Here is a 25,335-nt window from a genome sequence, read left to right on the forward strand (position 1 = left end):
AAAGAATTACCGCAAATAATTAAGAATAGCCTCTAAATGATTATGGATTATTAAATCTATTAGCGCTACTTAATATAAATTAACTAACAATCAGTATTTTTTATGAATTTTATCCGTGGTTAATACTGGTTTTCGTATGAGATCCTGAGTTGGTGGTTCAATTACTCCTTAATGTTCGTAGGTTATGCATAAAAAAGGCCGCTTGCGCGGCCTTAGTGATTACACGTTGTATCAATGATGATCGACAGTATGGTTGTGCTCGATATCTTCATTCTTGCGGCTAAAGCGGCGGCGAACCACAACAAAGAATACCGGAACGAAGAAGATTGCCAGTACCGTTGCGGTCACCATCCCGCCCATTACACCGGTACCTACTGCGTTCTGCGCGCCGGAACCAGCACCAGTACTGATAACCAGCGGCATAACGCCGAGGATAAACGCCAGCGAGGTCATCAGGATCGGACGTAAACGCATCCGCACTGCATCAAGCGTCGCTTCAATCAGACCTTTACCTTCTTTATCCATCAAGTCTTTGGCGAATTCGACGATAAGTATCGCGTTCTTCGCCGACAACCCAATGGTTGTGAGCAGGCCTACCTGGAAGTAAACGTCATTGGTCAGGCCACGGAAGGTGGCAGCCAGCAACGCACCGATAACCCCCAGCGGAACGACCAGCATAACGGAGAACGGAATCGACCAGCTCTCGTACAGCGCCGCCAGACACAGGAATACGACAATCAACGAAATCGCGTACAGTGAAGGTGCCTGGTTGCCGGAGAGGCGTTCCTGATAGGACATCCCCGTCCAGTCATAGCCAACACCGGTAGGCAGTTTGCTCGCCAGTTGTTCCATTAGCTCCATTGCTTCACCGGTACTTTTACCCGGTGCCGCCTGGCCTAAGATTTCCATGGATGGCAGGCCATTGTAACGTTCCAGACGCGGCGAACCGTACTCCCAACGAGAAGAGGAGAATGCCGAGAACGGCACCATCTGACCATCAGCAGCACGAACATACCAGTCGCCGATATCATCCGGCAGCATACGGTATTTCGCTTCTGACATGACGTAAACTTTCTTCACACGACCGCGGTCGATAAAGTCGTTCACATAGCTACCGCCCCATGCAGCGCCCAGAGTGGTGTTAATGTCGTTGATAGAAACACCCAGCGCCTGCGCTTTTTCCTGGTCGATATCAATCTTAAACTGCGGGGTATCTTCCAGACCGTTTGGACGTACGCTGGTCAGCATATCAGGGTGCTTCGCTGCTTCTGCAAGCAGCTGGTTACGCGCCTGAGTCAGTTTTTCGTGACCAAGGCCAGCCTGGTCAATCAGCTCAAAGTCAAAGCCGGTTGCAGTACCCAGTTCCACGATTGCGGGCAGGTTAAAGGCGAAAACCATCGCATCTTTGATTTGCGAGAAAGCGCGTGTTGCACGCATGGTAATCGCTTCAACTTTGTTTTCTTCGCCCGGACGATCGGCCCAGTCCTTCAAGGAAACGAACGCAATACCGGTATTCTGACCACGTCCCGCAAAGCCGAAGCCGTTAACGGCGAACACCGACTCAACGTTGTTCTTTTCTTTGGTCAGATAGTAATGCGTTACCTCATTGAGCACTTTCTGCGTACGTTCCTGCGTTGCACCTGCTGGCAGCTGAACCATGGTCATAAATACGCCCTGGTCCTCATCTGGCAAGAAGGAGCTTGGCAGACGCACGAACAGATAGGCCATGCCGACCACGATGATCAGATACAGCACCAGGTAACGCCCCGTACTGCGCAGAATACCGCCTACGCTGTCGGTGTAGTGGTGCGTGCTCTTCTCGAACATGCGGTTAAACCAGCCGAAGAAGCCTTTTTTACCTTCCCCGTGATCACCTTTGGCAATCGGTTTCAGCATGGTGGCACAAAGAGCCGGAGTCAGGATCAACGCTACCAGTACCGACAGCGCCATTGCTGAAACAATGGTAATAGAGAACTGACGATAGATAGCACCAGTAGAACCGCCAAAGAAGGCCATCGGTACGAATACCGCCGACAGTACCATCGCGATACCGACCAGAGCGCCCTGAATCTGCCCCATCGACTTACGGGTAGCTTCTTTTGGCGGCAAACCTTCTTCCGCCATAACACGCTCCACGTTTTCTACCACAACGATAGCGTCATCCACCAACAAGCCGATAGCGAGCACCATCCCGAACATTGTTAGCGTGTTTATCGAGAAGCCAAAGGCGGCAAGGACGGCAAAGGTCCCGAGCAATACCACCGGTACGGCAATGGTCGGAATCAACGTCGCGCGGAAGTTCTGCAGGAACAGATACATAACCAGGAACACGAGGATGATCGCTTCGACCAGCGTTTTAACCACTTCGTGAATAGAGATTTTCACGAACGGCGTGGTGTCGTACGGGTAAACAATTTTCAGACCCGACGGGAAGAACGGTTCCATCTTCGCCAGTTCAGCACGGATTGCCGCAGCGGTATCCAGCGCGTTTGCACCGGTCGCCAGCTTGATCCCCAGACCGGAAGCCGGTTGGCCGTTAAACTCTGCGATGATGTCGTAGTTCTCACCACCCAGCTCAATCTTCGCCACATCACGCAGCAGTACGCGGGAACCATCTTGATTCACTTTCAGCAGGATTTTGCCGAACTCTTCAGTAGAGGTCAGACGCGTCTGAGCAATAATAGAGGCGTTAAGCTGTTGGCCTTTCACCGGCGGCGTACCACCGAGCTGACCCGCCGCAACCTGGGCGTTCTGCGCTTTGATGGCGGTAATGACATCAACCGGCGTTAGCTGGAATTTGTTCAGCTCATTCGGGTTCATCCAGATACGCATCGCGTACTGTGAACCGAACAACTGAACATCACCCACGCCCGACGTACGGCTGATGGCATCTTTCATATTCGCCGCTACGTAGTCAGAGATATCCTCCTGCGTCATGGTGCCATCGGTGTTGATAACGCCGACAACCATCAGGAAGCTGCTGGATGATTTCTCAACGCTCACCCCTTGCTGCTGAACTTCTTGCGGCAGCAACGGCATCGCCAGCTGCAGTTTGTTCTGCACCTGAACCTGCGCGATATCCGCATCAGTACCAGACTCAAAGGTCAGGGTGATCTGCACGGTACCCGTGGAGTCACTGTTAGAGGACATGTACATCAGGTTATCGATACCGTTCATATTCTGTTCGATAACCTGTGTCACCGTGTCCTGCACTGTTTTCGCATCAGCGCCGGGGTAGGAGGCGGAGATCGTTACTGCCGGCGGTGCAATCGTAGGATATTGCGCCACCGGCAGTTTGAGGATCGCCAGCCCCCCTGCCAACATGATGATAATGGCGATCACCCACGCAAAAATCGGGCGATCGATAAAGAAATTAGGCATGTCTTAACGGCTCCTGTTTAAGTTAAGACTTGGACTGTTCAGGCTGAGCACCGCTTGCGGCTTGCTGGTTATTATCAGCGGTAACTTCTTGTGCTTTTACCTGGACACCAGGACGCACTTTCTGCAGCCCACTTATTACTACGCGATCGCCTGCTTTCAGACCTTCTGTCACCAGCCACTTATCGCCAATAGCCTGGCTTGCAACGATCGGACGGGTTTCCACTTTGTCATCCGCGCCAACTACCAGTACGGTGGCATCACCACGCGGCGTACGGGTTACGCCCTGTTGCGGGACTAAAATAGCGTTTGGATTAAGCCCTTCTTCCAGACGTGCGCGCACGAACATACCCGGCAGCAGAGTGTGATCCGGGTTCGGGAAGATAGCGCGTAGGGTGATAGACCCAGTGGTCTGATCAACGGTAACGTCAGAGAATTCCAGCGTACCGTCCTGCGGGAACTTAATGCCGTCACTGGTGATCAGCGACACTTTGGCTTTGCCGTTCTCTTGTTTCAGCGTGCCATTCGCCAGTTCCTGTTTCAGGCGCAGGAAGTCGTTGCTGGACTGGGTCACATCAACGTAGATCGGATCAAGTTGCTGCACGGTTGCCAGCGCAGTCGCCTGACCGTTCTGTACCAATGCGCCTTCCGTCACGTTCGACTTACCAATGCGACCGCTAATCGGAGAGGTGACTTTGGTGTAAGCCAGATTGATCCGCGCAGTTTCAACGGCAGCTTTCGCCGCAGTTACCGCAGCATTCGCCTGTTGCGCATCAGCCAGAGCCTGATCGTACTCTTGCTTACTGATGTACTGAGTACCGAGCAGTTTCTGATAACGATTCACCGTCAATTGCGCGATATTGGCTGCAGCCTGGGCTTTCGCCAGATCACCTTTCGCACTGTCGTATGTCGCCTGATAGGTCGCAGGATCAATCTGATAGAGAGAGACACCTGCTTCGATGTCGCTACCTTCTTTGAAATTACGCTTCAGGATAATCCCGCTAACTTGAGGACGAACTTCTGCGATCCGGTAGGCACTGGTGCGACCCGGAAGCTCGGTTGTGATCTGCAGAGGTTCAGTTTTGACTGTTACTACGCCAACGGCGGGCATCTGCTGGCCACCTTGTTGGGCCTGTTTGTCGTCACATCCTGTTAGGGCTAAGCTGCCTGAGAGCATCAGAACGACCGCCAGAGGCGTAAACCCTCTGTTTTTGTTCATATGTAAACCTCGAGTGTCCGATTTCAAATTGGTCAATGGTCAAAAGTTAATAAACCCATTGCTGCGTTTATATTATCGTCGTGCTATGGTACATACATTCACAAATGTATGTAAATCTAACGCCTGTAAATTCACGAACATATGGCACGAAAAACCAAACAAGAAGCGCAAGAAACGCGCCAACACATCCTCGATGTGGCTCTACGTCTTTTCTCACAGCAGGGGGTATCATCCACCTCGCTGGGCGAGATTGCAAAAGCAGCTGGCGTTACGCGCGGTGCAATCTACTGGCATTTTAAAGACAAGTCGGATTTGTTCAGTGAGATCTGGGAACTGTCAGAATCCAATATTGGTGAACTAGAGCTTGAGTATCAGGCAAAATTCCCTGGCGATCCACTCTCAGTATTAAGAGAGATATTAATTCATGTTCTTGAATCCACGGTGACAGAAGAACGACGTCGATTATTGATGGAGATTATATTCCACAAATGCGAATTTGTCGGAGAAATGGCTGTTGTGCAACAGGCACAACGTAATCTCTGTCTGGAAAGTTATGACCGTATAGAACAAACGTTAAAACATTGTATTGAAGCGAAAATGTTGCCTGCGGATTTAATGACGCGTCGGGCAGCAATTATTATGCGCGGCTATATTTCCGGCCTGATGGAAAACTGGCTCTTTGCCCCGCAATCTTTTGATCTTAAAAAAGAAGCCCGCGATTACGTCGCCATCTTACTGGAGATGTATCTCCTGTGCCCCACGCTTCGTAATCCTGCCACTAACGAATAACCCTGAATCTGACTCCAGGATTTTTCCTGGACATTTTCGTCGTTGCTATTCTGGTTCACTGCGTCGTGATATTCTTGCGGTTTGACTTTTTCAGGTCGTTCTTCAGGTTCAGAAACCTTCATTCATCATGACTATGTTCCAGTATTACAAACGATCACGGCATTTTGTTTTTTCAGCATTTATTGCTTTTGTTTTTGTCTTGTTATGCCAGAACACGGCGTTTGCGCGGGCGTCATCGAATGGTGATCTGCCGACAAAAGCGGACCTGCAGGCGCAACTTGACTCACTAAATAAACAAAAAGATCTTTCTGCTCAGGACAAACTGGTGCAGCAGGATCTGACAGATACATTAGCCACCCTCGATAAAATCGATCGCATAAAAGAAGAGACAGTTCAGCTACGGCAAAAAGTCGCTGAAGCGCCGGAAAAAATGCGCCAGGCGACCGCGGCGTTAACAGCACTTAGCGATGTCGATAACGACGAAGAAACGCGCAAAATTCTGAGTACGCTTTCGTTGCGCCAGCTGGAAACTCGCGTTGCCCAGGCGCTGGACGATTTGCAAAACGCACAAAACGATCTGGCGTCTTATAACAGCCAGCTGGTTTCGTTACAGACGCAGCCCGAACGCGTGCAAAATGCGATGTATAACGCTTCGCAGCAGCTGCAACAAATTCGCAGTCGTCTGGATGGGACTGATGTCGGCGAGACTGCCTTACGTCCCAGCCAGAAAGTGTTAATGCAGGCTCAGCAGGCGTTGCTGAATGCGGAGATTGACCAGCAGCGTAAAAGCCTGGAAGGGAACACCGTCTTGCAGGATACCTTGCAAAAGCAACGTGATTACGTGACGGCGAACAGCGCCCGTCTGGAGCACCAGTTGCAGCTGTTGCAAGAAGCGGTAAACAGCAAGCGCCTGACTTTAACTGAAAAAACGGCGCAGGAAGCCGTCTCCCCGGATGAAGCCGCGCGTATTCAGGCTAATCCGCTGGTGAAACAGGAACTGGAAATTAACCAGCAGTTAAGTCAGCGTCTGATTACCGCGACTGAAAACGGTAATCAGTTGATGCAGCAAAACATTAAAGTCAAAAACTGGCTGGAGCGGGCGCTGCAATCGGAACGCAATATTAAAGAGCAGATTGCCGTCCTGAAGGGCAGCCTGCTGTTGTCTCGTATCCTTTACCAGCAACAACAAACGCTGCCCTCGGCGGATGAACTGGAAAACATGACCAACCGCATCGCGGATTTGCGTCTCGAACAGTTTGAAGTTAACCAGCAGCGTGATGCACTCTTCCAGAGCGATGCGTTCGTCAACAAACTGGAAGAAGGTCACACCAACGAAGTCAACAGCGAAGTTCACGATGCGTTATTGCAAGTGGTTGATATGCGTCGCGAATTGCTGGATCAACTCAACAAACAGTTGGGTAACCAGCTGATGATGGCCATTAACCTGCAAATCAACCAGCAGCAGTTAATGAGCGTATCGAAAAACCTGAAATCCATCCTGACTCAGCAAATCTTTTGGGTGAACAGTAACCGTCCAATGGACTGGGACTGGATCAAAGCGTTCCCGCAAAGCCTGAAAGATGAATTTAAGTCGATGAAAATCACGGTGAACTGGGAAAAAGCCTGGCCTGCCGTTTTTATCGCTTTCCTCGCTGGTTTGCCGCTGCTGTTGATTGCCGGGCTGATCCACTGGCGTCTGGGCTGGCTGAAAGCGTATCAACAGAAACTGGCTTCCGCTGTGGGTTCCCTGCGTAACGATAGCCAGCTCAACACACCAAAAGCGATCCTTATCGACCTGATCCGCGCGCTGCCGGTGTGCCTGATTATTCTCGCGGTTGGCCTGATTCTGTTGACCATGCAGCTCAACATCAGCGAACTGCTATGGTCGTTCAGTAAAAAACTGGCGATTTTCTGGCTGGTGTTTGGCCTGTGCTGGAAGGTACTGGAGAAAAATGGCGTTGCCGTGCGTCACTTCGGCATGCCGGAGCAGCAGACCAGCCACTGGCGTCGGCAAATTGTCCGCATCAGTCTCGCGTTGCTGCCTATCCATTTCTGGTCTGTGGTGGCAGAACTTTCCCCGCTGCATCTGATGGATGATGTGCTGGGGCAGGCGATGATTTTCTTCAACCTGCTGCTGATTGCCTTCCTGGTATGGCCAATGTGCCGCGAAAGCTGGCGTGATAAAGAGTCGCACACCATGCGACTGGTCACCATTACCGTGCTGTCGATTATCCCGATTGCATTGATGGTGCTGACTGCCACGGGTTATTTCTACACCACGCTGCGCCTCTCCGGGCGTTGGATTGAAACCGTTTATCTGGTGATCATCTGGAACTTGCTCTACCAGACGGTATTGCGCGGCTTAAGCGTAGCGGCGCGGCGTATCGCCTGGCGTCGTGCGCTGGCGCGTCGGCAGAATCTGGTGAAAGAGGGCGCAGAAGGTGCCGAACCGCCGGAAGAACCCACCATTGCACTGGAGCAAGTTAACCAGCAGACGCTGCGTATTACCATGTTGCTGATGTTTGCGCTGTTCGGTGTCATGTTCTGGGCAATTTGGTCCGATTTGATCACCGTGTTCAGCTATCTCGACAGCATCACGCTCTGGCATTACAACGGCACTGAAGCTGGCGCTGCGGTGGTGAAAAACGTCACCATGGGCAGTCTGTTGTTTGCGATTATCGCCTCAATGGTGGCCTGGGCGTTGATTCGCAACCTGCCTGGTTTACTGGAAGTGCTGGTGCTCTCGCGACTGAATATGCGTCAGGGCGCGTCGTATGCCATTACTACCATCCTTAACTACATCATTATTGCCGTTGGTGCGATGACGGTGTTCGGATCGCTGGGCGTCTCTTGGGATAAACTCCAGTGGCTGGCCGCAGCATTATCCGTAGGTCTTGGTTTTGGTTTACAAGAAATTTTCGGTAACTTCGTCTCCGGTTTGATCATTCTGTTCGAACGTCCGGTGCGTATTGGCGATACGGTAACCATTGGTAGCTTCTCGGGGACGGTAAGTAAGATCCGTATTCGTGCGACAACGATTACCGATTTCGATCGCAAAGAAGTGATCATCCCGAACAAAGCGTTTGTTACCGAGCGTCTGATCAACTGGTCGTTGACTGACACTACTACGCGTCTGGTGATCCGTCTCGGCGTGGCCTATGGCTCCGATCTGGAAAAAGTGCGTAAAGTGTTACTGAAGGCGGCGACTGAGCACCCAAGGGTGATGCACGAACCAATGCCGGAAGTCTTCTTTACGGCGTTTGGTGCCAGCACGTTGGATCATGAGCTGCGTCTGTATGTGCGTGAACTGCGTGACCGTAGTCGTACTGTCGATGAGCTGAACCGTACTATCGATCAGCTGTGCCGTGAAAACGACATCAACATTGCCTTTAACCAGCTTGAAGTGCATCTGCACAACGAGAAGGGCGATGAGGTGACGGAAGTCAAACGCGACTACAAAGGCGATGACCCGACGCCAGCGGTAGGGTAATAACCAAAGGGGGCGACATTTAGTTGCCCCGAGATTACTGACAAAGTGCGCGTTGTTCATGCCGGATGCGGCGTGACCGCCTTATCCGGCCTACGAAACCGCAAGAATTCAATGTATTGCAGGAGCGGTGTAGGCCTGATAAGCGTAGCGCATCAGGCAGTTTTGCGTTTGCCCACAATCTTAGGGGACATTTAGCGGCCCCATTTATTTCTCACTTTTCCGCCTCATCATCGCGCGTTAATTTCTTTTCATAATCGCGTTTTACAATATCCAGCGCGCGCAGCACGGTGCGGGCTGGGATCTGATTTTCTTCCAGCAGCACAATCAAATCGACAGCCAGTTTGACATCGTCAGGGGCATTTTCCAGTGACATACTCTCTCCATTGCTAGCGGGTTAAGCGCGCTAGCCTGTTTTCGATTTTTTCCAGCGCATGGCGGCAGCGTGCCAGGCGCGCTTCATAGGCTTCCACTTCACGATGCAGCGTTTGCTGTTCCACGAGATCGGTCACCCGCGCCAGGCGGGCTCTGCGTTCGGCAACCATCTCACGTAGCCGCCGCTCAAAATCCTGATGCTGAATACGTTTACGCTGCCAGCGGGCAATTTTCGGTGGCGCACTGTCCCACTCGCGCAATGACCAGGCGGAGGCTTCACGCGCGATGGCTTCCAGTTGTGCCGCCAGATGTTCCGCCAGCCAGGCCACTTGCGGCAGCTGTTGCTGCTCAACTGCATGACGAAGCGCAGCCAGATTATCGCCCGCCTCATCGAGACAAGCCTGCAGTGTTGTCGCACGGGTTTGAAAAAGGTGTCTGTCAAAACGGGCACTTAGCGTGGCAAATTGCGCTACCGGGGCACAACGCTGACGCAGCGTAGCGAGCTGTCCTTCCAGTTTTTCCAGCAGCAGGGCGGTTTTCACGATAAGACCTCAATGAAAATGATAATTGTTATGCTAAAGTAGCCACTCTGTAAGCTGACAACACTCAATATGCAACGAATCATTTTAATCATCATTGGCTGGCTGGCGGTAGTGCTGGGTACGCTGGGCGTGGTATTACCGGTATTACCGACGACGCCGTTTATCCTGCTGGCGGCCTGGTGCTTTGCCCGTTCTTCCCCGCGCTTTCACGCCTGGTTGCTGTACCGCTCATGGTTTGGCAGCTATCTACGTTTCTGGCAGAAACATCATGCGATGCCGCGCGGCGTCAAACCGCGGGCGATTTTGCTTATTTTGCTCACGTTTGCCATTTCTCTGTGGTTCGTCCAGATGCCATGGGTGCGCATCATGTTGCTGGTAATTCTCGCCTGTTTGCTTTTCTATATGTGGCGAATTCCGGTGATTGATGAAAAGCAAGAAAAGCACTGAAGCACAACAATCGCAGTTGCAATTATTGCGTACAGCCAGTACATTCTGGCGTTTTCGAGCACAGGCGCAGGCGGTCAAAGGTTAAACAACTGTTACTTTTGATACGTTTAAAACGCGCCGTGAGTACCACCGTAACAAGCAGGCATACACTTATGACCGCGACTGCACAGCAGCTTGAGTATCTCAAAAATAGCATCAAAAGCATTCAGGACTACCCAAAACCCGGCATTCTTTTCCGCGATGTCACCAGCTTACTGGAAGACCCGAAAGCTTACGCTCTCAGCATCGACTTGCTGGTTGAGCGTTACAAAAATGCGGGCATTACCAAAGTTGTCGGCACCGAAGCGCGTGGCTTCTTGTTTGGCGCTCCGGTAGCTCTGGGTCTGGGCGTTGGCTTTGTACCGGTCCGTAAACCGGGCAAACTGCCGCGTGAAACCATCAGTGAAACTTACGACCTGGAATACGGCACCGATCAGCTGGAGATCCACGTTGATGCCATCAAACCGGGCGACAAAGTTCTGGTGGTGGACGATCTGCTGGCAACCGGCGGCACTATCGAAGCGACCGTTAAACTGATCCGTCGTCTGGGTGGTGAAGTGGCTGACGCTGCGTTCATTATCAACCTGTTCGATCTCGGCGGCGAACAGCGTCTCGAAAAACAGGGCATTACCAGCTACAGCCTTGTCCCGTTCCCGGGCCATTAATTATCGCCAGTCTTGTGCTGCCCACGCTACGGACAGCACAAGATGTGCATTCAGCCTCGCCGTTCTGACGGGGCTGTGTTAGCATTACCCCTTCGTGAATCCACCTTCCAGCGTTTCAGAGCCTGCCAATGAGTTATCAGGTCTTAGCCCGAAAATGGCGCCCACAAACCTTTGCTGACGTCGTCGGCCAGGAACATGTGCTGACCGCACTGGCGAACGGCTTGTCGTTAGGGCGTATTCATCATGCTTATCTTTTTTCCGGTACCCGTGGCGTCGGAAAAACCTCTATCGCCCGACTGCTGGCGAAGGGGCTAAACTGCGAAACCGGCATTACCGCGACGCCGTGCGGCGTGTGCGATAACTGTCGTGAAATCGAGCAGGGGCGCTTTGTCGATCTGATTGAAATCGACGCCGCCTCGCGCACCAAAGTTGAAGATACCCGCGACCTGCTGGATAACGTCCAGTACGCTCCGGCGCGTGGTCGTTTCAAAGTTTATCTGATCGACGAAGTGCATATGCTGTCGCGCCACAGCTTTAACGCACTGTTAAAAACCCTTGAAGAGCCGCCGGAGCACGTTAAGTTTCTGCTGGCGACGACCGATCCACAGAAATTGCCGGTGACGATTTTGTCGCGCTGTTTGCAATTTCATCTCAAGGCGCTGGATGTCGAGCAAATTCGCCATCAACTTGAGCACATCCTCAACGAAGAACATATCGCTCACGAGCCGCGGGCGTTGCAATTGCTGGCGCGCGCCGCTGAAGGCAGCCTGCGAGATGCCTTAAGTCTGACCGACCAGGCGATTGCCAGCGGTGACGGCCAGGTTTCAACCCAGGCAGTCAGTGCGATGCTGGGTACGCTTGACGACGATCAGGCGCTGTCGCTGGTTGAAGCGATGGTCGAGGCCAACGGCGAGCGCGTAATGGCGCTGATTAATGAAGCCGCTGCCCGTGGTATCGAGTGGGAAGCGTTGCTGGTGGAAATGCTCGGCCTGTTGCATCGTATTGCGATGGTACAACTTTCGCCTGCTGCACTTGGCAACGACATGGCCGCCATTGAGCTGCGGATGCGTGAACTGGCGCGCACCATACCGCCGACGGATATTCAGCTTTACTATCAGACGCTGTTGATTGGTCGCAAAGAATTACCGTATGCGCCGGACCGCCGCATGGGCGTTGAGATGACGCTGCTGCGCGCGCTGGCGTTCCATCCACGTATGCCTCTGCCTGAGCCAGAAGTGCCACGCCAGTCCTTTGCGCCCGTCGCGCCAACGGCAGTAATGACGCCAACCCAGGTGCCGCCGCAACCGCAATCAGCGCCGCAGCAGGCACCGACTGTACCGCTCCCGGAAACCACCAGCCAGGTGCTGGCGGCGCGCCAGCAGTTGCAGCGCGTGCAGGGAGCAACCAAAGCAAAAAAGAGTGAACCGGCAGCCGCTACCCGCGCGCGGCCGGTGAATAACGCTGCGCTGGAAAGACTGGCTTCGGTCACCGATCGCGTTCAGGCGCGTCCGGTGCCATCGGCGCTGGAAAAAGCGCCAGCCAAAAAAGAAGCGTATCGCTGGAAGGCTACCACTCCAGTGATGCAGCAAAAAGAAGTGGTCGCCACGCCGAAGGCGCTGAAAAAAGCGCTGGAACATGAAAAAACGCCGGAACTGGCGGCGAAGCTGGCGGCAGAAGCCATTGAGCGCGACGCGTGGGCGGCACAGGTGAGTCAACTTTCGCTACCAAAACTGGTCGAACAGGTGGCCTTAAATGCCTGGAAAGAGGAGAGCGACAACGCAGTATGTCTGCATTTGCGCTCCTCTCAGCGGCATTTGAACAACCGCGGTGCACAGCAAAAACTGGCTGAAGCGTTGAGCACGTTAAAAGGTTCAACGGTTGAACTGACTATCGTTGAAGATGATAATCCCGCGGTGCGTACGCCGCTGGAGTGGCGTCAGGCGATATACGAAGAAAAACTTGCGCAGGCGCGCGAGTCCATTATTGCGGATAATAATATTCAGACCCTGCGTCGGTTCTTCGATGCGGAGCTGGATGAAGAAAGTATCCGCCCCATTTGATCGTAAGCACAGCTTACGTTCGTCATCCTTAACGTGATTGAGAGAGAAACCTATGTTTGGTAAAGGCGGTCTGGGTAACCTGATGAAGCAAGCCCAGCAGATGCAAGAAAAAATGCAGAAAATGCAGGAAGAGATCGCGCAGCTGGAAGTCACCGGCGAATCTGGCGCAGGTCTGGTAAAAGTGACCATCAACGGTGCACACAACTGCCGTCGCGTAGAGATCGACCCGAGCCTGCTGGAAGACGACAAAGAGATGCTGGAAGACCTGGTGGCTGCAGCATTCAACGACGCAGCACGTCGTATTGAAGAAACGCAGAAAGAAAAAATGGCCTCTGTATCCTCCGGAATGCAGCTGCCGCCTGGCTTTAAGATGCCGTTCTGATGCAAACCAGCCCGCTGTTAACACAGCTTATGGAAGCACTGCGCTGTCTGCCGGGCGTTGGCCCGAAGTCGGCGCAGCGTATGGCGTTCACGCTGCTTCAGCGCGATCGTAGCGGCGGGATGCGTCTGGCGCAGGCGCTCACCCGGGCGATGTCGGAAATCGGCCACTGCGCCGATTGCCGCACTTTCACCGAACAGGAAGTCTGTAACATCTGTTCGAATCCGCGTCGTCAGGAAAACGGTCAAATCTGTGTGGTGGAGAGTCCGGCGGACATCTACGCCATTGAGCAGACGGGGCAGTTTTCAGGCCGTTATTTTGTGTTGATGGGGCACCTGTCACCGCTGGACGGCATCGGTCCGGATGATATCGGCCTTGATCGTCTGGAACAGCGTCTGGCAGAGGAAAAAATCACTGAAGTGATCCTCGCCACCAATCCCACGGTTGAAGGTGAAGCTACCGCTAACTACATTGCCGAGCTTTGCGCGCAATATGACGTGGAAGCCAGCCGAATCGCTCATGGCGTACCGGTTGGCGGCGAACTGGAAATGGTCGATGGCACCACGCTGTCACACTCCCTTGCCGGGCGTCATAAGATTCGTTTTTAAGCAAACGAGAGCAGGATCACCTGCTCTCGCTTGAAATTATTCTCCCTTGTCCCCATCTCTCCCTCATCCTGTTTTTAACCTTAAAATGGCATTATTGAGGTAGACCTACATGAAAGGACAAGAAACTCGTGGTTTTCAGTCAGAAGTGAAACAGCTTCTGCACCTGATGATCCATTCTCTCTATTCCAATAAAGAAATCTTCCTGCGTGAGCTTATCTCTAACGCCTCCGATGCGGCGGACAAGCTGCGTTTCCGTGCGCTATCTAACCCGGACCTGTACGAAGGTGATGGCGAACTGCGCGTTCGTGTCTCTTTCGATAAAGACAAGCGCACGCTGACCATCTCCGATAACGGCGTGGGGATGACCCGCGACGAAGTGATTGACCATCTGGGGACTATCGCTAAATCCGGTACCAAATCATTCCTCGAATCCCTGGGTTCTGACCAGGCGAAAGACAGCCAGCTGATCGGTCAGTTTGGTGTTGGTTTCTACTCTGCGTTTATCGTGGCCGACAAAGTGACCGTGCGTACTCGCGCGGCAGGCGAAAAACCAGAAAACGGCGTCTTCTGGGAATCGGCTGGCGAAGGTGAATATACCGTTGCCGACATCACCAAAGAAGATCGTGGTACTGAAATCACCCTGCATCTGCGTGAAGGCGAAGACGAGTTCCTCGATGACTGGCGCGTGCGTTCCATCATCAGCAAATACTCCGACCATATCGCGCTGCCGGTAGAGATCGAAAAACGCGAAGAGAAAGACGGCGAAACCGTTATCTCCTGGGAGAAAATCAACAAAGCGCAGGCGCTGTGGACTCGTAACAAGTCGGAAATCACCGATGAAGAGTACAAAGAGTTCTACAAACACATCGCCCACGACTTTAATGATCCGCTGACCTGGAGCCACAACCGCGTTGAAGGTAAGCAGGAGTACACCAGCCTGCTGTACATCCCGTCCCAGGCTCCGTGGGATATGTGGAACCGTGATCATAAACACGGCCTGAAACTGTACGTCCAGCGTGTGTTCATCATGGACGACGCAGAACAGTTCATGCCGAACTATCTGCGCTTCGTGCGTGGTCTGATTGACTCCAGCGATCTGCCGCTGAACGTTTCCCGTGAAATCCTCCAGGACAGCACGGTAACGCGTAACCTGCGCAATGCGCTGACCAAGCGTGTGCTGCAAATGCTGGAAAAACTGGCGAAAGACGACGCGGAAAAATACCAGACCTTCTGGCAACAGTTTGGCCTGGTACTGAAAGAAGGTCCGGCGGAAGATTTCGCTAACCAGGAAGCGATCGCCAAACTGCTGCGTTTTGCTTCTACTTATACCGATTCTTCTGCGCAGACCGTGTCTCTGGAAGACTACGTTTCCCGCATGAAAGAAGGGCAGGAGAAAATCTACTACATCACTGCAGACAGCTATGCGGCAGCGAAGAGCAGCCCGCACCTGGAACTGCTGCGTAAGAAAGGCATCGAAGTTCTGCTGCTTTCCGACCGCATCGATGAGTGGATGATGAACTATCTGACTGAGTTCGACGGTAAACCGTTCCAGTCGGTGTCTAAAGTTGACGAGTCGCTGGAAAAACTGGCTGACGAAGTTGATGAGAGCGCGAAAGAAGCGGAGAAAGCACTGACTCCGTTCATCGACCGTGTGAAAGCCCTGCTCGGCGAGCGCGTGAAAGATGTCCGTCTGACTCACCGTCTGACCGATACGCCAGCGATCGTTTCGACCGACGCGGACGAAATGAGCACTCAGATGGCGAAACTGTTCGCTGCGGCGGGCCAGAAAGTGCCAGAAGTGAAATACATCTTCGAACTGAACCCGGATCACGTACTGGTGAAACGTGCGGCAGATACTGAAGATGAAGCGAAGTTCAGCGAGTGGGTAGAACTGCTGCTGGATCAGGCGCTGCTGGCAGAACGCGGCACGCTGGAAGATCCGAACCTGTTTATTCGTCGTATGAACCAGCTGCTGGTTTCCTGATGTCATGCCGGATGACCTTTGTGTCATCCGGCATTTTTCTTTTCATCATCTGCACTTTCCGCAAATTATCTCGCCATTAACCGTTTCAGCCTCAGGTGCCTTTCTTGAGGCAATCGCCTGTTGGTGGTATCGTTTATCGCTTTTTCAAAAAATTCGACACATTTTAAGGGGATTTTCGCAATGCGTATCATTCTGCTTGGCGCTCCGGGCGCGGGGAAAGGGACTCAGGCTCAGTTCATCATGGAGAAATATGGTATTCCGCAAATCTCCACTGGCGATATGCTGCGTGCTGCGGTCAAATCTGGCTCCGAGCTGGGTAAACAAGCAAAAGACATTATGGATGCTGGCAAACTGGTCACCGACGAACTGGTGATCGCGCTGGTTAAAGAGCGCATTGCTCAGGAAGACTGCCGTAATGGTTTCCTGTTGGACGGCTTCCCGCGTACCATTCCGCAGGCAGACGCGATGAAAGAAGCGGGCATCAATGTTGATTACGTTCTGGAATTCGACGTACCGGACGAACTGATTGTTGATCGTATCGTAGGCCGCCGCGTTCATGCGCCGTCTGGTCGTGTTTATCACGTTAAATTCAATCCGCCGAAAGTAGAAGGCAAAGACGACGTTACCGGTGAAGAACTGACTACCCGTAAAGACGATCAGGAAGAAACCGTGCGTAAACGTCTGGTTGAATACCATCAGATGACTGCACCGCTGATCGGCTACTACTCCAAAGAAGCGGAAGCGGGTAACACCAAATACGCGAAAGTTGACGGCACCAAGCCGGTTGCTGAAGTTCGCGCTGATCTGGAAAAAATCCTCGGCTAATTCGAAAGCGCGCACGGACAGTCCCCTCGCCCCCTCGGGGAGAGGGTTAGGGTGAGGGGAACAGGCCCGCACAAGCAAACTTATCAGCAATCTCAGGCCGGATATTCATTCGGCCTTTTACAAAAACCTCAATCTGCGCTATTCCTTTTTCTGATTTGACCTCTCACAGCAATTAGTTCTTCTTCCTCACTTTTCCGCTACAATTATCAACAAGTTGAATCGATAAGAGGCGGTAATGCGTCAGACTAAAACCGGTATCCTGCTGGCAAACCTGGGTACGCCCGATGCCCCCACACCTGAAGCGGTAAAACGCTATCTGAAACAATTTTTAAGCGACAGACGCGTGGTTGATACCTCACGGTTGTTATGGTGGCCGTTGCTGCTCGGCGTGATTTTGCCGCTGCGCTCGCCGCGTGTGGCGAAGCTGTACGCCTCGGTCTGGATGGAAGACGGCTCGCCGCTGATGGTTTACAGCCGCCAGCAACAGCAGGCGTTGGCACAACGTTTACCGGATACGCCCGTAGCGCTGGGCATGAGCTACGGCTCGCCATCACTGGAAAGCGCCGTCGATGAACTCCTGGCAGAGCATGTAGATCATATTGTGGTGCTGCCGCTTTATCCGCAATTCTCCTGTTCTACGGTCGGTGCGGTATGGGATGAACTGGCACGCATTCTGGCGCGCAAACGTAGCATTCCGGGGATATCGTTTATTCGTGATTACGCCGATAACCACGATTACATTAATGCACTGGCGAACAGCGTACGCGCTTCTTTTGCCAAACATGGCGAACCGGATCTGCTGCTGCTCTCTTATCATGGCATTCCCCAGCGTTATGCAGATGAAGGCGATGATTACCCGCAACGTTGCCGCACAACGACTCGCGAACTGGCTTCCGCACTGGGGATGGCACCGGAAAAAGTGATGATGACCTTTCAGTCGCGCTTTGGCCGGGAACCCTGGCTGATGCCTTATACCGACGAAACGCTGAAAATGCTCGGAGAAAAAGGCGTAGGTCATATACAGGTGATGTGCCCGGGCTTTGCTGCGGATTGTCTGGAGACGCTGGAAGAGATTGCCGAGCAAAACCGTGAGGTCTTCCTCGGTGCCGGCGGGAAAAAATATGAATATATTCCAGCGCTTAATGCCACGCCGGAACATATCGAAATGATGGCTAATCTTGTTGCCGCGTATCGCTAAAGCTGAGCGGTAAAGAACTGAGCGCCGTCGCGAAGAGCCTCGTCGGCGGTTTTCATCATTCGTGAATAATGCAAAAAGGCATGCAGCGTACCTGGGTAGAGTTTGAACTCACAGGGCTGCTGATGCGCCGCTAACGTCTGGTAAAGCAGACGGCTGTCATCCAGCAGCGGATCGAACTCCGCCCCGGCAATAAAACAGGGCGGAACTTCGCGAGTGAGATCATTATTAAACAGACAGTAATACGGTGACTCGCGGTCCGCGTCGTTGCTTAAATACGCCTCTTCATACATCTGCAAATCCTGTTGCGTTAAGCCATCCCAGACACCGCCCAACAGACGACGAGTCACGGAATCCCGTAATCCGTAAAGCCCATACCACAGCAAAACACCCGCAATTTTACCGCAATCGATCTGTTTATCACGCAACCACAACGCACTGGCGAGCGCCAGCATGGCACCTGCGGAATCACCGGCAAAGCCAATGCGGGACATATTGATTTGATAATCCTCCGCCTGCTGGTGGAAATAACAACAAGCAGCCACAATTTCCTCTATCGCTTGCGGAAAACGCGCTTCAGGTGAAAGGGGGTAATCAATACCAATCACCGTACATTGGCTGTAGCTTGCCAGCAGGCGCATGATGCGATCGTGGGTATCGAGATTGCCGAGAATAAAACCGCCTCCATGCAAATAAAATAGCGTCGCCGGGCTATCTGGCTGCGGACAAAAGAGACGTGTTTCCACCTGCCCATATTTTGTTGGAACCATGTAAGCTCTGGTTGCCATTTCTGGAGCGCCCGCATTCCAGAATCGGCGCTCAAGCGTGTAATACTGTCGTTGCTCAGCAATCGTTCCCGTTGCGGGCCAGGACGGTAAATCCGACTGAAGAGTATTCACAACGGTCTTCATTTCAGCAGAAATAAGGTCCAGAACAGGTAGTTTGTTTTCCGGCTTCATACAAAAACTCCTTTCAAATTACGTCATTGTAAGGAACCACTGCCATGAAAATGCGATCCCGCCTGCTGATATTGAAACTGGCTGCGTCTCGCGCGCTCCCGTCAGATTGTGTTAACATTCGCCGCTCAGTTAACCACCCGTAAAAACAACCATGAAATTTCCCGGTAAACGTAAATCCAAACATTACTTCCCCGTAAATGCACGCGATCCGCTGCTTCAGCAATTCCAGCCAGAAAACGAAACCAGCGCTGCCTGGGTAGTGGGTATCGATCAAACGCTGGTCGATATTGAAGCGAAAGTGGATGATGAATTCATTGAGCGTTATGGATTAAGCGCCGGGCATTCACTGGTGATTGAGGATGATGTAGCCGAAGCGCTTTATCAGGAACTAAAACAGAAAAACCTGATTACCCATCAGTTTGCGGGTGGCACCATTGGTAACACCATGCATAACTACTCGGTGCTCGCGGACGACCGTTCGGTGCTGCTGGGCGTCATGTGCAGCAATATTGAAATTGGCAGCTATGCCTATCGTTACCTGTGTAACACCTCCAGCCGTACCGATCTTAACTATCTACAAGGCGTGGATGGCCCGATTGGTCGTTGCTTTACGCTGATTGGCGAGTCCGGGGAACGTACCTTTGCTATCAGCCCTGGCCACATGAACCAGCTGCGGGCTGAAAGTATTCCGGAAGATGTGATTGCCGGAGCCTCGGCTCTGGTTCTCACCTCTTATCTGGTGCGTTGCAAGCCGGGTGAACCCATGCCGGAAGCAACCATGAAAGCCATTGAGTACGCGAAGAAATATAACGTACCGGTGGTGCTGACGCTGGGAACTAAGTTTGTCATTGCCGAGAATCCGCAGTGGTGGCAGCAATTCCTCAAAGACCACGTCTCTATCCTTGCGATGAACGAAGATGAAGCCGAAGCGTTGACCGGAGAAAGCGATCCGTTGTTGGCATCTGACAAGGCGCTGGACTGGGTAGATCTGGTGCTGTGCACCGCCGGGCCAATCGGCTTGTATATGGCGGGCTTTACCGAAGACGAAGCGAAACGTAAAACCCAGCATCCGCTGCTGCCGGGCGCTATAGCGGAATTCAACCAGTATGAGTTTAGCCGCGCCATGCGCCACAAGGATTGCCAGAATCCGCTGCGTGTATATTCGCACATTGCGCCGTACATGGGCGGGCCGGAAAAAATCATGAACACTAATGGAGCGGGGGATGGCGCATTGGCAGCGTTGCTGCATGACATTACCGCCAACAGCTACCATCGTAGCAACGTACCAAACTCCAGCAAACATAAATTCACCTGGTTAACTTATTCATCGTTAGCGCAGGTGTGTAAATATGCTAACCGTGTGAGCTATCAGGTACTGAACCAGCATTCACCTCGTTTAACGCGCGGCTTGCCGGAGCGTGAAGACAGCCTGGAAGAGTCTTACTGGGATCGTTAAGTTATCGTCGGTTCGTAGGCCAGATAAGGCGTTCACGCCGCATCTGGCATTTGGCTCTCGATGCCCGATGCGACGCTGGCGCGTCTTATCATGCCTACATATTTTTCATATTTTACATCCGGCAACCACCGTTTACCCCGTCACCACTTCACCCGCCGGTGGCGTTTCCAGCAGTTCCAGCATAGTACGGGCAATTTCACGTTCACCCATCACTACCTGATTCGCGCCACGTTCGGTGATATACGTCACTTCATCGTCATAATGGGCGCGGGCGATAATCTCAATATCCGGGTTTTTCGCGCGGGCAGACGCCACAATCTCACCCGCTTCATAACCGTTGGGGATCGTCAGGATCAGCCATTTTGCACATTCCAGATGCGCCAGTTGCATAATTTCTTCGTTCGCTGCATTGCCCAATACAGCGCGGACCCCACGCTCTCGCAGCTCATCAACACGGGTTCGTGACGTCTCAATCACCACCAGCGGAATATCAGAGGCGAGCAATTTCTCCCCCAGCAGGCTGCCTACACGACCGTAACCCACCAATAGCGCATGGTTGCAAATATCCACTGGGATCTGTTTCTCTTCTTCGATTGCCTCTTCCAGCGTCTGCTCTTCCAGCGTTTCGGTCTTCGCCAGATATTTCTCCAGTAGTGCGAACAGTACCGGGTTGAGCATAATCGACAGGATCGCCCCTGCCAGTACCAGGTTTTGTCCGGCCTGCGGCAGTAAATTCAATGCCATTCCCAGTCCCGCCAGGATAAACGCGAACTCACCAATCTGCGCCAGGCTGGCGGCGATGGTTAATGCCGTACGTTGGGAGTGACCAAACAGTCGCACCAGGAAAAATGCGGCTAACGACTTACCAAACAGAATAATCGCCAGCGTCGCCAGCACTGCCAGCGGTTGCTGAATCAGAATTAACGGATCAAACAACATCCCGACGGAGACAAAAAACAGCACCGCAAACGCGTCGCGCAATGGCAGCGTATCGTGGGCGGCACGGTGACTCAGTTCAGACTCGTTCAGTACCATCCCGGCAAAGAACGCACCGAGTGCAAAGGAGACATCAAACAGCTCTACCGCACCAAAGGCAATCCCTAACGCCAGCGCCAGCACCGACAGGGTAAACAGCTCGCGAGAACCGGTTGCCGCGCTGCGTGCCATAATCCACGGCACCAGACGGCGACCTACCAGCATCATAATGGCGATAAATGCGATCACTTTGCCGATGGTGATCCCCATATCGACTGCAAGAGTGGCAAAGCCCACATCGCCCTGTTCCATCATTCCTGCCACTGCGGGCAGCAACACCAGCGTCAGAACCATTACCAGGTCTTCCACAATCAACCAACCGATGGCGATTTGCCCACGCTGACTGTCAATTAATTGCCGTTCTTCAAGTGCGCGCAGTAACACCACGGTACTGGCGGTGGAAAGACATAAACCGAACACGATACCGGTCATTAACGACCAGCCCAGCACGGCAGAGAGCGCCATACCCAGCAGCGTCGCCACGGCTATCTGGGCGATCGCACCGGGAATGGCGATGGCCTTTACCGCCATCAAATCCTTCAGCGAAAAGTGCAAACCGACGCCAAACATCAACAGAATGACGCCCAGTTCAGCCAGTTCCGGCGCAAGCTTGGTATCGGCAACAAAGCCCGGAGTGAATGGTCCTGCCAGCACACCCGCTAACAGATATCCCACCAGAGGAGAAATACGTAGTTTATTGGCCAGCATGCCGAGGATAAAGGCGAGCACAAGGCCGCCAACAATGGTGGTGATAAGCGGGGTGGCGTGATGCATTCCGTCTCCTTTTCCTGGTGGTTATTGTCCATTTTTGGCCGGGAAAACCAAAATTACAGGTAATAGTTTATGACAATTTCATTGATGATGTTCATGAATAATTATTGAATTTTGCAGAAAAATGGAATTAGCTGCAAAAAAAGCACGGATCGGAAAACAGAAGGCGGTTTAACAGAGGAAAGGCTTATGGCGACTGTAAAACGATGCAGCCAAAGTTTGCCTTTGGCTGCAATGAAATCAGTCTTTATGCCGGTTATCAGGCAGGAATATGGTCAACATCCCCAATAGTGGCAGGAAAGCACAGATTTTATAGACTAACTCGATACTGGTGTGATCGGCGATAAGCCCCAGAACTGCCGCTCCCAGACCTCCCATACCAAAAGCAAAACCGAAAAAGAGTCCAGAAACCATACCGATACGTCCCGGAAGCAGCTCCTGAGCGTAAACCAGAATGGCAGAGAATGCCGAAGCGAGGATAAATCCAATAATCACCGTTAAAACCCCCGTCCAGTGCAGGCTGGCGTAGGGTAAAATCAGCGTAAACGGCGCAACGCCGAGGATAGAGCCCCAAATCACATATTTCCGCCCAATTTTATCCCCTACAGGCCCGCCGATCACCGTACCTGCCGCAACGGCAAACAGGAAGGCAAACAGATGAAGCTGAGCATTCTGGATAGATAATCCGAATTTTTGCATCAGATAAAAGGTGTAATAGCTGCTGATGCTCGCCATATAGAAATATTTCGAGAAAATGAGGATTAACAGAATGCTGACCGCCAGTACCACTTTGTTGCGCGGCAGTGGATTGATAATCGTCGCTTTGGGTTTTCCTTTATTCATTCGGTGCTGTGCCGAGTACCAACGGCTGATTTGCGCCAACACCACGATCGCCAGCAGTGCCGCAAGCACAAACCAGGCAACGTTGCCTTTGCCATAAGGCGCGATAATCACCGCCGCCAGCAAGGGTCCCAGGGAACTGCCAAAGTTGCCGCCGACCTGAAAGATAGATTGCGCCAGGCCATGCCGCCCGCCGGAAGCCATACGGGCTACGCGAGAAGATTCCGGATGAAAGACCGATGAACCGGTACCGACCAGCGCCGCCGCCAGCAGAACTGCGCCAAAACTGCCCGCCAGCGCAAGCAGCACCAGACCACTTAAGGTAAAGCACATGCCAATTGGCAACGACCACGGCATCGGATATTTATCGGTCCAGTAGCCGACCACTGGTTGCAGTAGCGAAGAGGCGAGCTGGAAGGTGAGGGTTATCATGCCAATCTGCATAAATGTCAGAGAAAATTCTGACTGAAGCAGCGGATAAATCGCCAGAATCAGCGATTGGATCATGTCGTTCAGCAGATGTGAGAGGCTGATAGCACCTAAAATACCAAACGATGTTCGGGCCTTGGTCGTTGACGCAGCCGCGCCCGCCACAGGCTGGGGTTGTTCACTCATTGCCATAGGAAAGTCACTTTTTCAGGGTTGCGATGTAAAGAATGATCTTATTTGTGATTATTACCCGACTAACATACCTGTATGCGTCGCCTGAAGGAAGTCTCAACGCCGAATACAGAATTTCTAATCTGGATGCAGATTTATCTTCACCGGACGCAGACTTGTCTATGATGTCGCGTCATACTATTTTTCAACACGTTGAAATCAGGTCAGGGAGAGAAGTATGAAATTATTGCAGCGGGGCGTGGCGTTAGCGCTGTTAACCACATTTACACTGGCGAGTGAAACTGCTCTGGCGTATGAGCAGGATAAAACCTACAAAATTACAGTTCTGCATACCAATGATCATCATGGGCATTTTTGGCGCAATGAATATGGCGAATATGGTCTGGCGGCGCAAAAAACGCTGGTGGATGGTATCCGCAAAGAGGTTGCGGCTGAAGGCGGTAGCGTGCTGCTACTTTCCGGTGGCGACATTAACACTGGCGTGCCCGAGTCTGACTTACAGGATGCCGAACCTGATTTTCGCGGTATGAATCTGGTGGGCTATGACGCGATGGCGATCGGTAATCATGAATTTGATAATCCGCTCACCGTATTACGCCAGCAGGAAAAGTGGGCCAAGTTCCCGTTGCTTTCCGCGAATATCTACCAGAAAAGTACTGGCGAGCGCCTGTTTAAACCGTGGGCGCTGTTTAAGCGTCAGGATCTGAAAATTGCCGTCATTGGGCTGACAACCGATGACACAGCAAAAATTGGTAACCCGGAATACTTCACTGATGTCGAATTTCGTAAGCCCGCCGATGAAGCGAAGCTGGTGATTCAGGAGCTGCAACAGACAGAAAAGCCAGACATTATTATCGCGGCGACCCATATGGGGCATTACGATAATGGTGAGCACGGCTCTAACGCACCGGGCGATGTGGAGATGGCACGCGCGCTGCCTGCCGGATCGCTGGCGATGATCGTCGGTGGTCACTCGCAAGATCCGGTCTGCATGGCGGCAGAAAACAAAAAACAGGTCGATTACGTGCCGGGTACGCCATGCAAACCAGATCAACAAAACGGCATCTGGATTGTGCAGGCGCATGAGTGGGGCAAATACGTGGGACGGGCTGATTTTGAGTTTCGTAATGGCGAAATGAAAATGGTTAACTACCAGCTGATTCCGGTGAACCTGAAGAAGAAAGTGACCTGGGAAGACGGGAAAAGCGAGCGCGTGCTTTACACTCCTGAAATCGCTGAAAACCAGCAAATGATCTCGCTGTTATCACCGTTCCAGAACAAAGGCAAAGCGCAGCTGGAAGTGAAAATAGGCGAAACCAATGGTCGTCTGGAAGGCGATCGTGACAAAGTGCGTTTTGTACAGACCAATATGGGGCGGTTAATTCTGGCAGCACAAATGGATCGCACTGGTGCCGACTTTGCGGTGATGAGCGGAGGCGGAATTCGTGATTCTATCGAAGCAGGCGATATCAGCTATAAAAACGTGCTGAAAGTGCAGCCATTCGGCAATGTGGTGGTGTATGCCGACATGACCGGTAAAGAGGTGATTGATTACCTGACCGCCGTCGCGCAGATGAAGCCAGATTCAGGTGCCTACCCGCAATTTGCCAACGTTAGCTTTGTGTCGAAAGCCGGCAAACTGAACGACCTTAAAATCAAAG

The 25,335-nt window shown here is 52.4% G+C and carries 19 protein-coding genes, 1 pseudogene and 1 other annotated feature; of the genes and pseudogenes, 13 read left to right on the forward strand and 7 right to left on the reverse strand.

Features of this window, described 5'->3' with window-relative positions; translation table 11 throughout:
• Window positions 1-231 precede the first annotated feature (231 nt).
• Together acrB and acrA are read right to left on the reverse strand one after the other, a co-directional pair.
• The gene (acrB, locus tag QZF50_RS08830) at window positions 232-3,381 is read right to left on the reverse strand and encodes an efflux RND transporter permease AcrB (RefSeq protein WP_001132468.1); all 3,150 of its coding nucleotides are present in this window, start codon (window positions 3,379-3,381) and stop codon (window positions 232-234) included.
• A 22-nt stretch (window positions 3,382-3,403) separates the two neighbouring features.
• Entirely contained in the window at window positions 3,404-4,597 is a 1,194-nt protein-coding gene (acrA, locus tag QZF50_RS08835) for a multidrug efflux RND transporter periplasmic adaptor subunit AcrA (protein ID WP_001295324.1), read from the reverse strand.
• Window positions 4,598-4,738: 141 nt separating this feature from the next.
• Between acrA and acrR the strand changes: the two genes are divergently transcribed.
• From acrR to QZF50_RS08850, 3 genes and pseudogenes are all read left to right on the forward strand, one after another.
• Window positions 4,739-5,386, forward strand: a complete 648-nt coding sequence (gene acrR / locus QZF50_RS08840; protein ID WP_000101737.1) for a multidrug efflux transporter transcriptional repressor AcrR — start codon at window positions 4,739-4,741, stop codon at window positions 5,384-5,386.
• A gap of 127 nt (window positions 5,387-5,513) precedes the next feature.
• Window positions 5,514-8,876, forward strand: a complete 3,363-nt coding sequence (gene mscK, locus QZF50_RS08845) for a mechanosensitive channel MscK (RefSeq protein ID WP_000177726.1) — start codon at window positions 5,514-5,516, stop codon at window positions 8,874-8,876.
• Between the two features lie 60 nt (window positions 8,877-8,936).
• A pseudogene (locus QZF50_RS08850) lies at window positions 8,937-9,035 on the forward strand (hypothetical protein); the annotation flags it as partial.
• Between the two features lie 52 nt (window positions 9,036-9,087).
• On the opposite strand, the gene rsmS reads toward QZF50_RS08850, so the two are convergent.
• Window positions 9,088-9,249 (reverse strand): pleiotropic regulatory protein RsmS, encoded by a 162-nt coding sequence (rsmS, locus tag QZF50_RS08855; RefSeq protein WP_000051146.1) that lies wholly within the window; start codon window positions 9,247-9,249, stop codon window positions 9,088-9,090.
• A gap of 13 nt (window positions 9,250-9,262) precedes the next feature.
• Window positions 9,263-9,790, reverse strand: coding sequence for a primosomal replication protein N'' (gene priC, locus QZF50_RS08860; protein WP_000844848.1), 528 nt, complete (start codon window positions 9,788-9,790; stop codon window positions 9,263-9,265).
• Window positions 9,791-9,859: 69 nt separating this feature from the next.
• Between priC and QZF50_RS08865 the strand changes: the two genes are divergently transcribed.
• The 8 genes from QZF50_RS08865 (at window position 9,860) to hemH (ending at window position 17,995) form a co-directional block, all read left to right on the forward strand.
• The gene (locus tag QZF50_RS08865) at window positions 9,860-10,237 is read left to right on the forward strand and encodes a DUF454 family protein (RefSeq protein ID WP_001188905.1); all 378 of its coding nucleotides are present in this window, start codon (window positions 9,860-9,862) and stop codon (window positions 10,235-10,237) included.
• 152 nt (window positions 10,238-10,389) lie between these two features.
• Complete coding sequence (apt, locus tag QZF50_RS08870) at window positions 10,390-10,941, forward strand: adenine phosphoribosyltransferase (RefSeq protein WP_000127356.1); 552 nt, start codon at window positions 10,390-10,392, stop codon at window positions 10,939-10,941.
• 128 nt (window positions 10,942-11,069) lie between these two features.
• A complete protein-coding gene (gene dnaX, locus QZF50_RS08875; RefSeq protein ID WP_000122008.1) occupies window positions 11,070-13,001 on the forward strand; it encodes a DNA polymerase III subunit gamma/tau in 1,932 nt (643 codons plus the stop codon).
• Window positions 12,334-12,398 (forward strand) — a sequence feature (DnaX frameshifting element). Its footprint overlaps the gene before it by 65 nt.
• Before the next feature lie 52 nt (window positions 13,002-13,053).
• Window positions 13,054-13,383 carry a YbaB/EbfC family nucleoid-associated protein gene (locus tag QZF50_RS08880; RefSeq protein WP_000467098.1) on the forward strand — a complete coding sequence of 110 codons (330 nt, stop codon included), beginning with the start codon at window positions 13,054-13,056 and terminating at the stop codon, window positions 13,381-13,383.
• Complete coding sequence (recR, locus tag QZF50_RS08885; protein ID WP_001195025.1) at window positions 13,383-13,988, forward strand: recombination mediator RecR; 606 nt, start codon at window positions 13,383-13,385, stop codon at window positions 13,986-13,988. The genes QZF50_RS08880 and recR overlap by 1 nt, the downstream gene beginning before the upstream one ends.
• Before the next feature lie 109 nt (window positions 13,989-14,097).
• Complete coding sequence (htpG, locus tag QZF50_RS08890; protein ID WP_000678208.1) at window positions 14,098-15,972, forward strand: molecular chaperone HtpG; 1,875 nt, start codon at window positions 14,098-14,100, stop codon at window positions 15,970-15,972.
• A 180-nt stretch (window positions 15,973-16,152) separates the two neighbouring features.
• On the forward strand, window positions 16,153-16,797 hold the full coding sequence (adk, locus tag QZF50_RS08895; protein WP_001220233.1) for an adenylate kinase: 645 nt from the start codon (window positions 16,153-16,155) through the stop codon (window positions 16,795-16,797).
• A 235-nt stretch (window positions 16,798-17,032) separates the two neighbouring features.
• Window positions 17,033-17,995, forward strand: a complete 963-nt coding sequence (hemH, locus tag QZF50_RS08900; protein WP_061892161.1) for a ferrochelatase — start codon at window positions 17,033-17,035, stop codon at window positions 17,993-17,995.
• Here hemH and aes read toward each other — a convergent pair.
• Complete coding sequence (gene aes / locus QZF50_RS08905) at window positions 17,992-18,951, reverse strand: acetyl esterase (RefSeq protein ID WP_000801846.1); 960 nt, start codon at window positions 18,949-18,951, stop codon at window positions 17,992-17,994. The genes hemH and aes overlap by 4 nt on opposite strands.
• Window positions 18,952-19,102: 151 nt before the next feature.
• Between aes and gsk the strand changes: the two genes are divergently transcribed.
• Window positions 19,103-20,407 (forward strand): inosine/guanosine kinase, encoded by a 1,305-nt coding sequence (gene gsk / locus QZF50_RS08910; protein ID WP_000671574.1) that lies wholly within the window; start codon window positions 19,103-19,105, stop codon window positions 20,405-20,407.
• Window positions 20,408-20,539: 132 nt separating this feature from the next.
• On the opposite strand, the gene ybaL is transcribed toward gsk, so the two are convergent.
• The gene (gene ybaL, locus QZF50_RS08915) at window positions 20,540-22,216 is read right to left on the reverse strand and encodes a YbaL family putative K(+) efflux transporter (RefSeq protein WP_000546229.1); all 1,677 of its coding nucleotides are present in this window, start codon (window positions 22,214-22,216) and stop codon (window positions 20,540-20,542) included.
• A 237-nt stretch (window positions 22,217-22,453) separates the two neighbouring features.
• Window positions 22,454-23,674, reverse strand: a complete 1,221-nt coding sequence (gene fsr / locus QZF50_RS08920; protein ID WP_001251608.1) for a fosmidomycin MFS transporter — start codon at window positions 23,672-23,674, stop codon at window positions 22,454-22,456.
• Between the two features lie 217 nt (window positions 23,675-23,891).
• Here fsr and ushA point away from each other — a divergent pair.
• On the forward strand, window positions 23,892-25,335 hold a 1,444-nt coding region (gene ushA, locus QZF50_RS08925), incomplete at its 3' end, for a bifunctional UDP-sugar hydrolase/5'-nucleotidase (RefSeq protein ID WP_290388857.1).

The organism is uncultured Escherichia sp., assembly GCF_948475835.1.
GTDB lineage: Bacteria > Pseudomonadota > Gammaproteobacteria > Enterobacterales > Enterobacteriaceae > ECMA0423.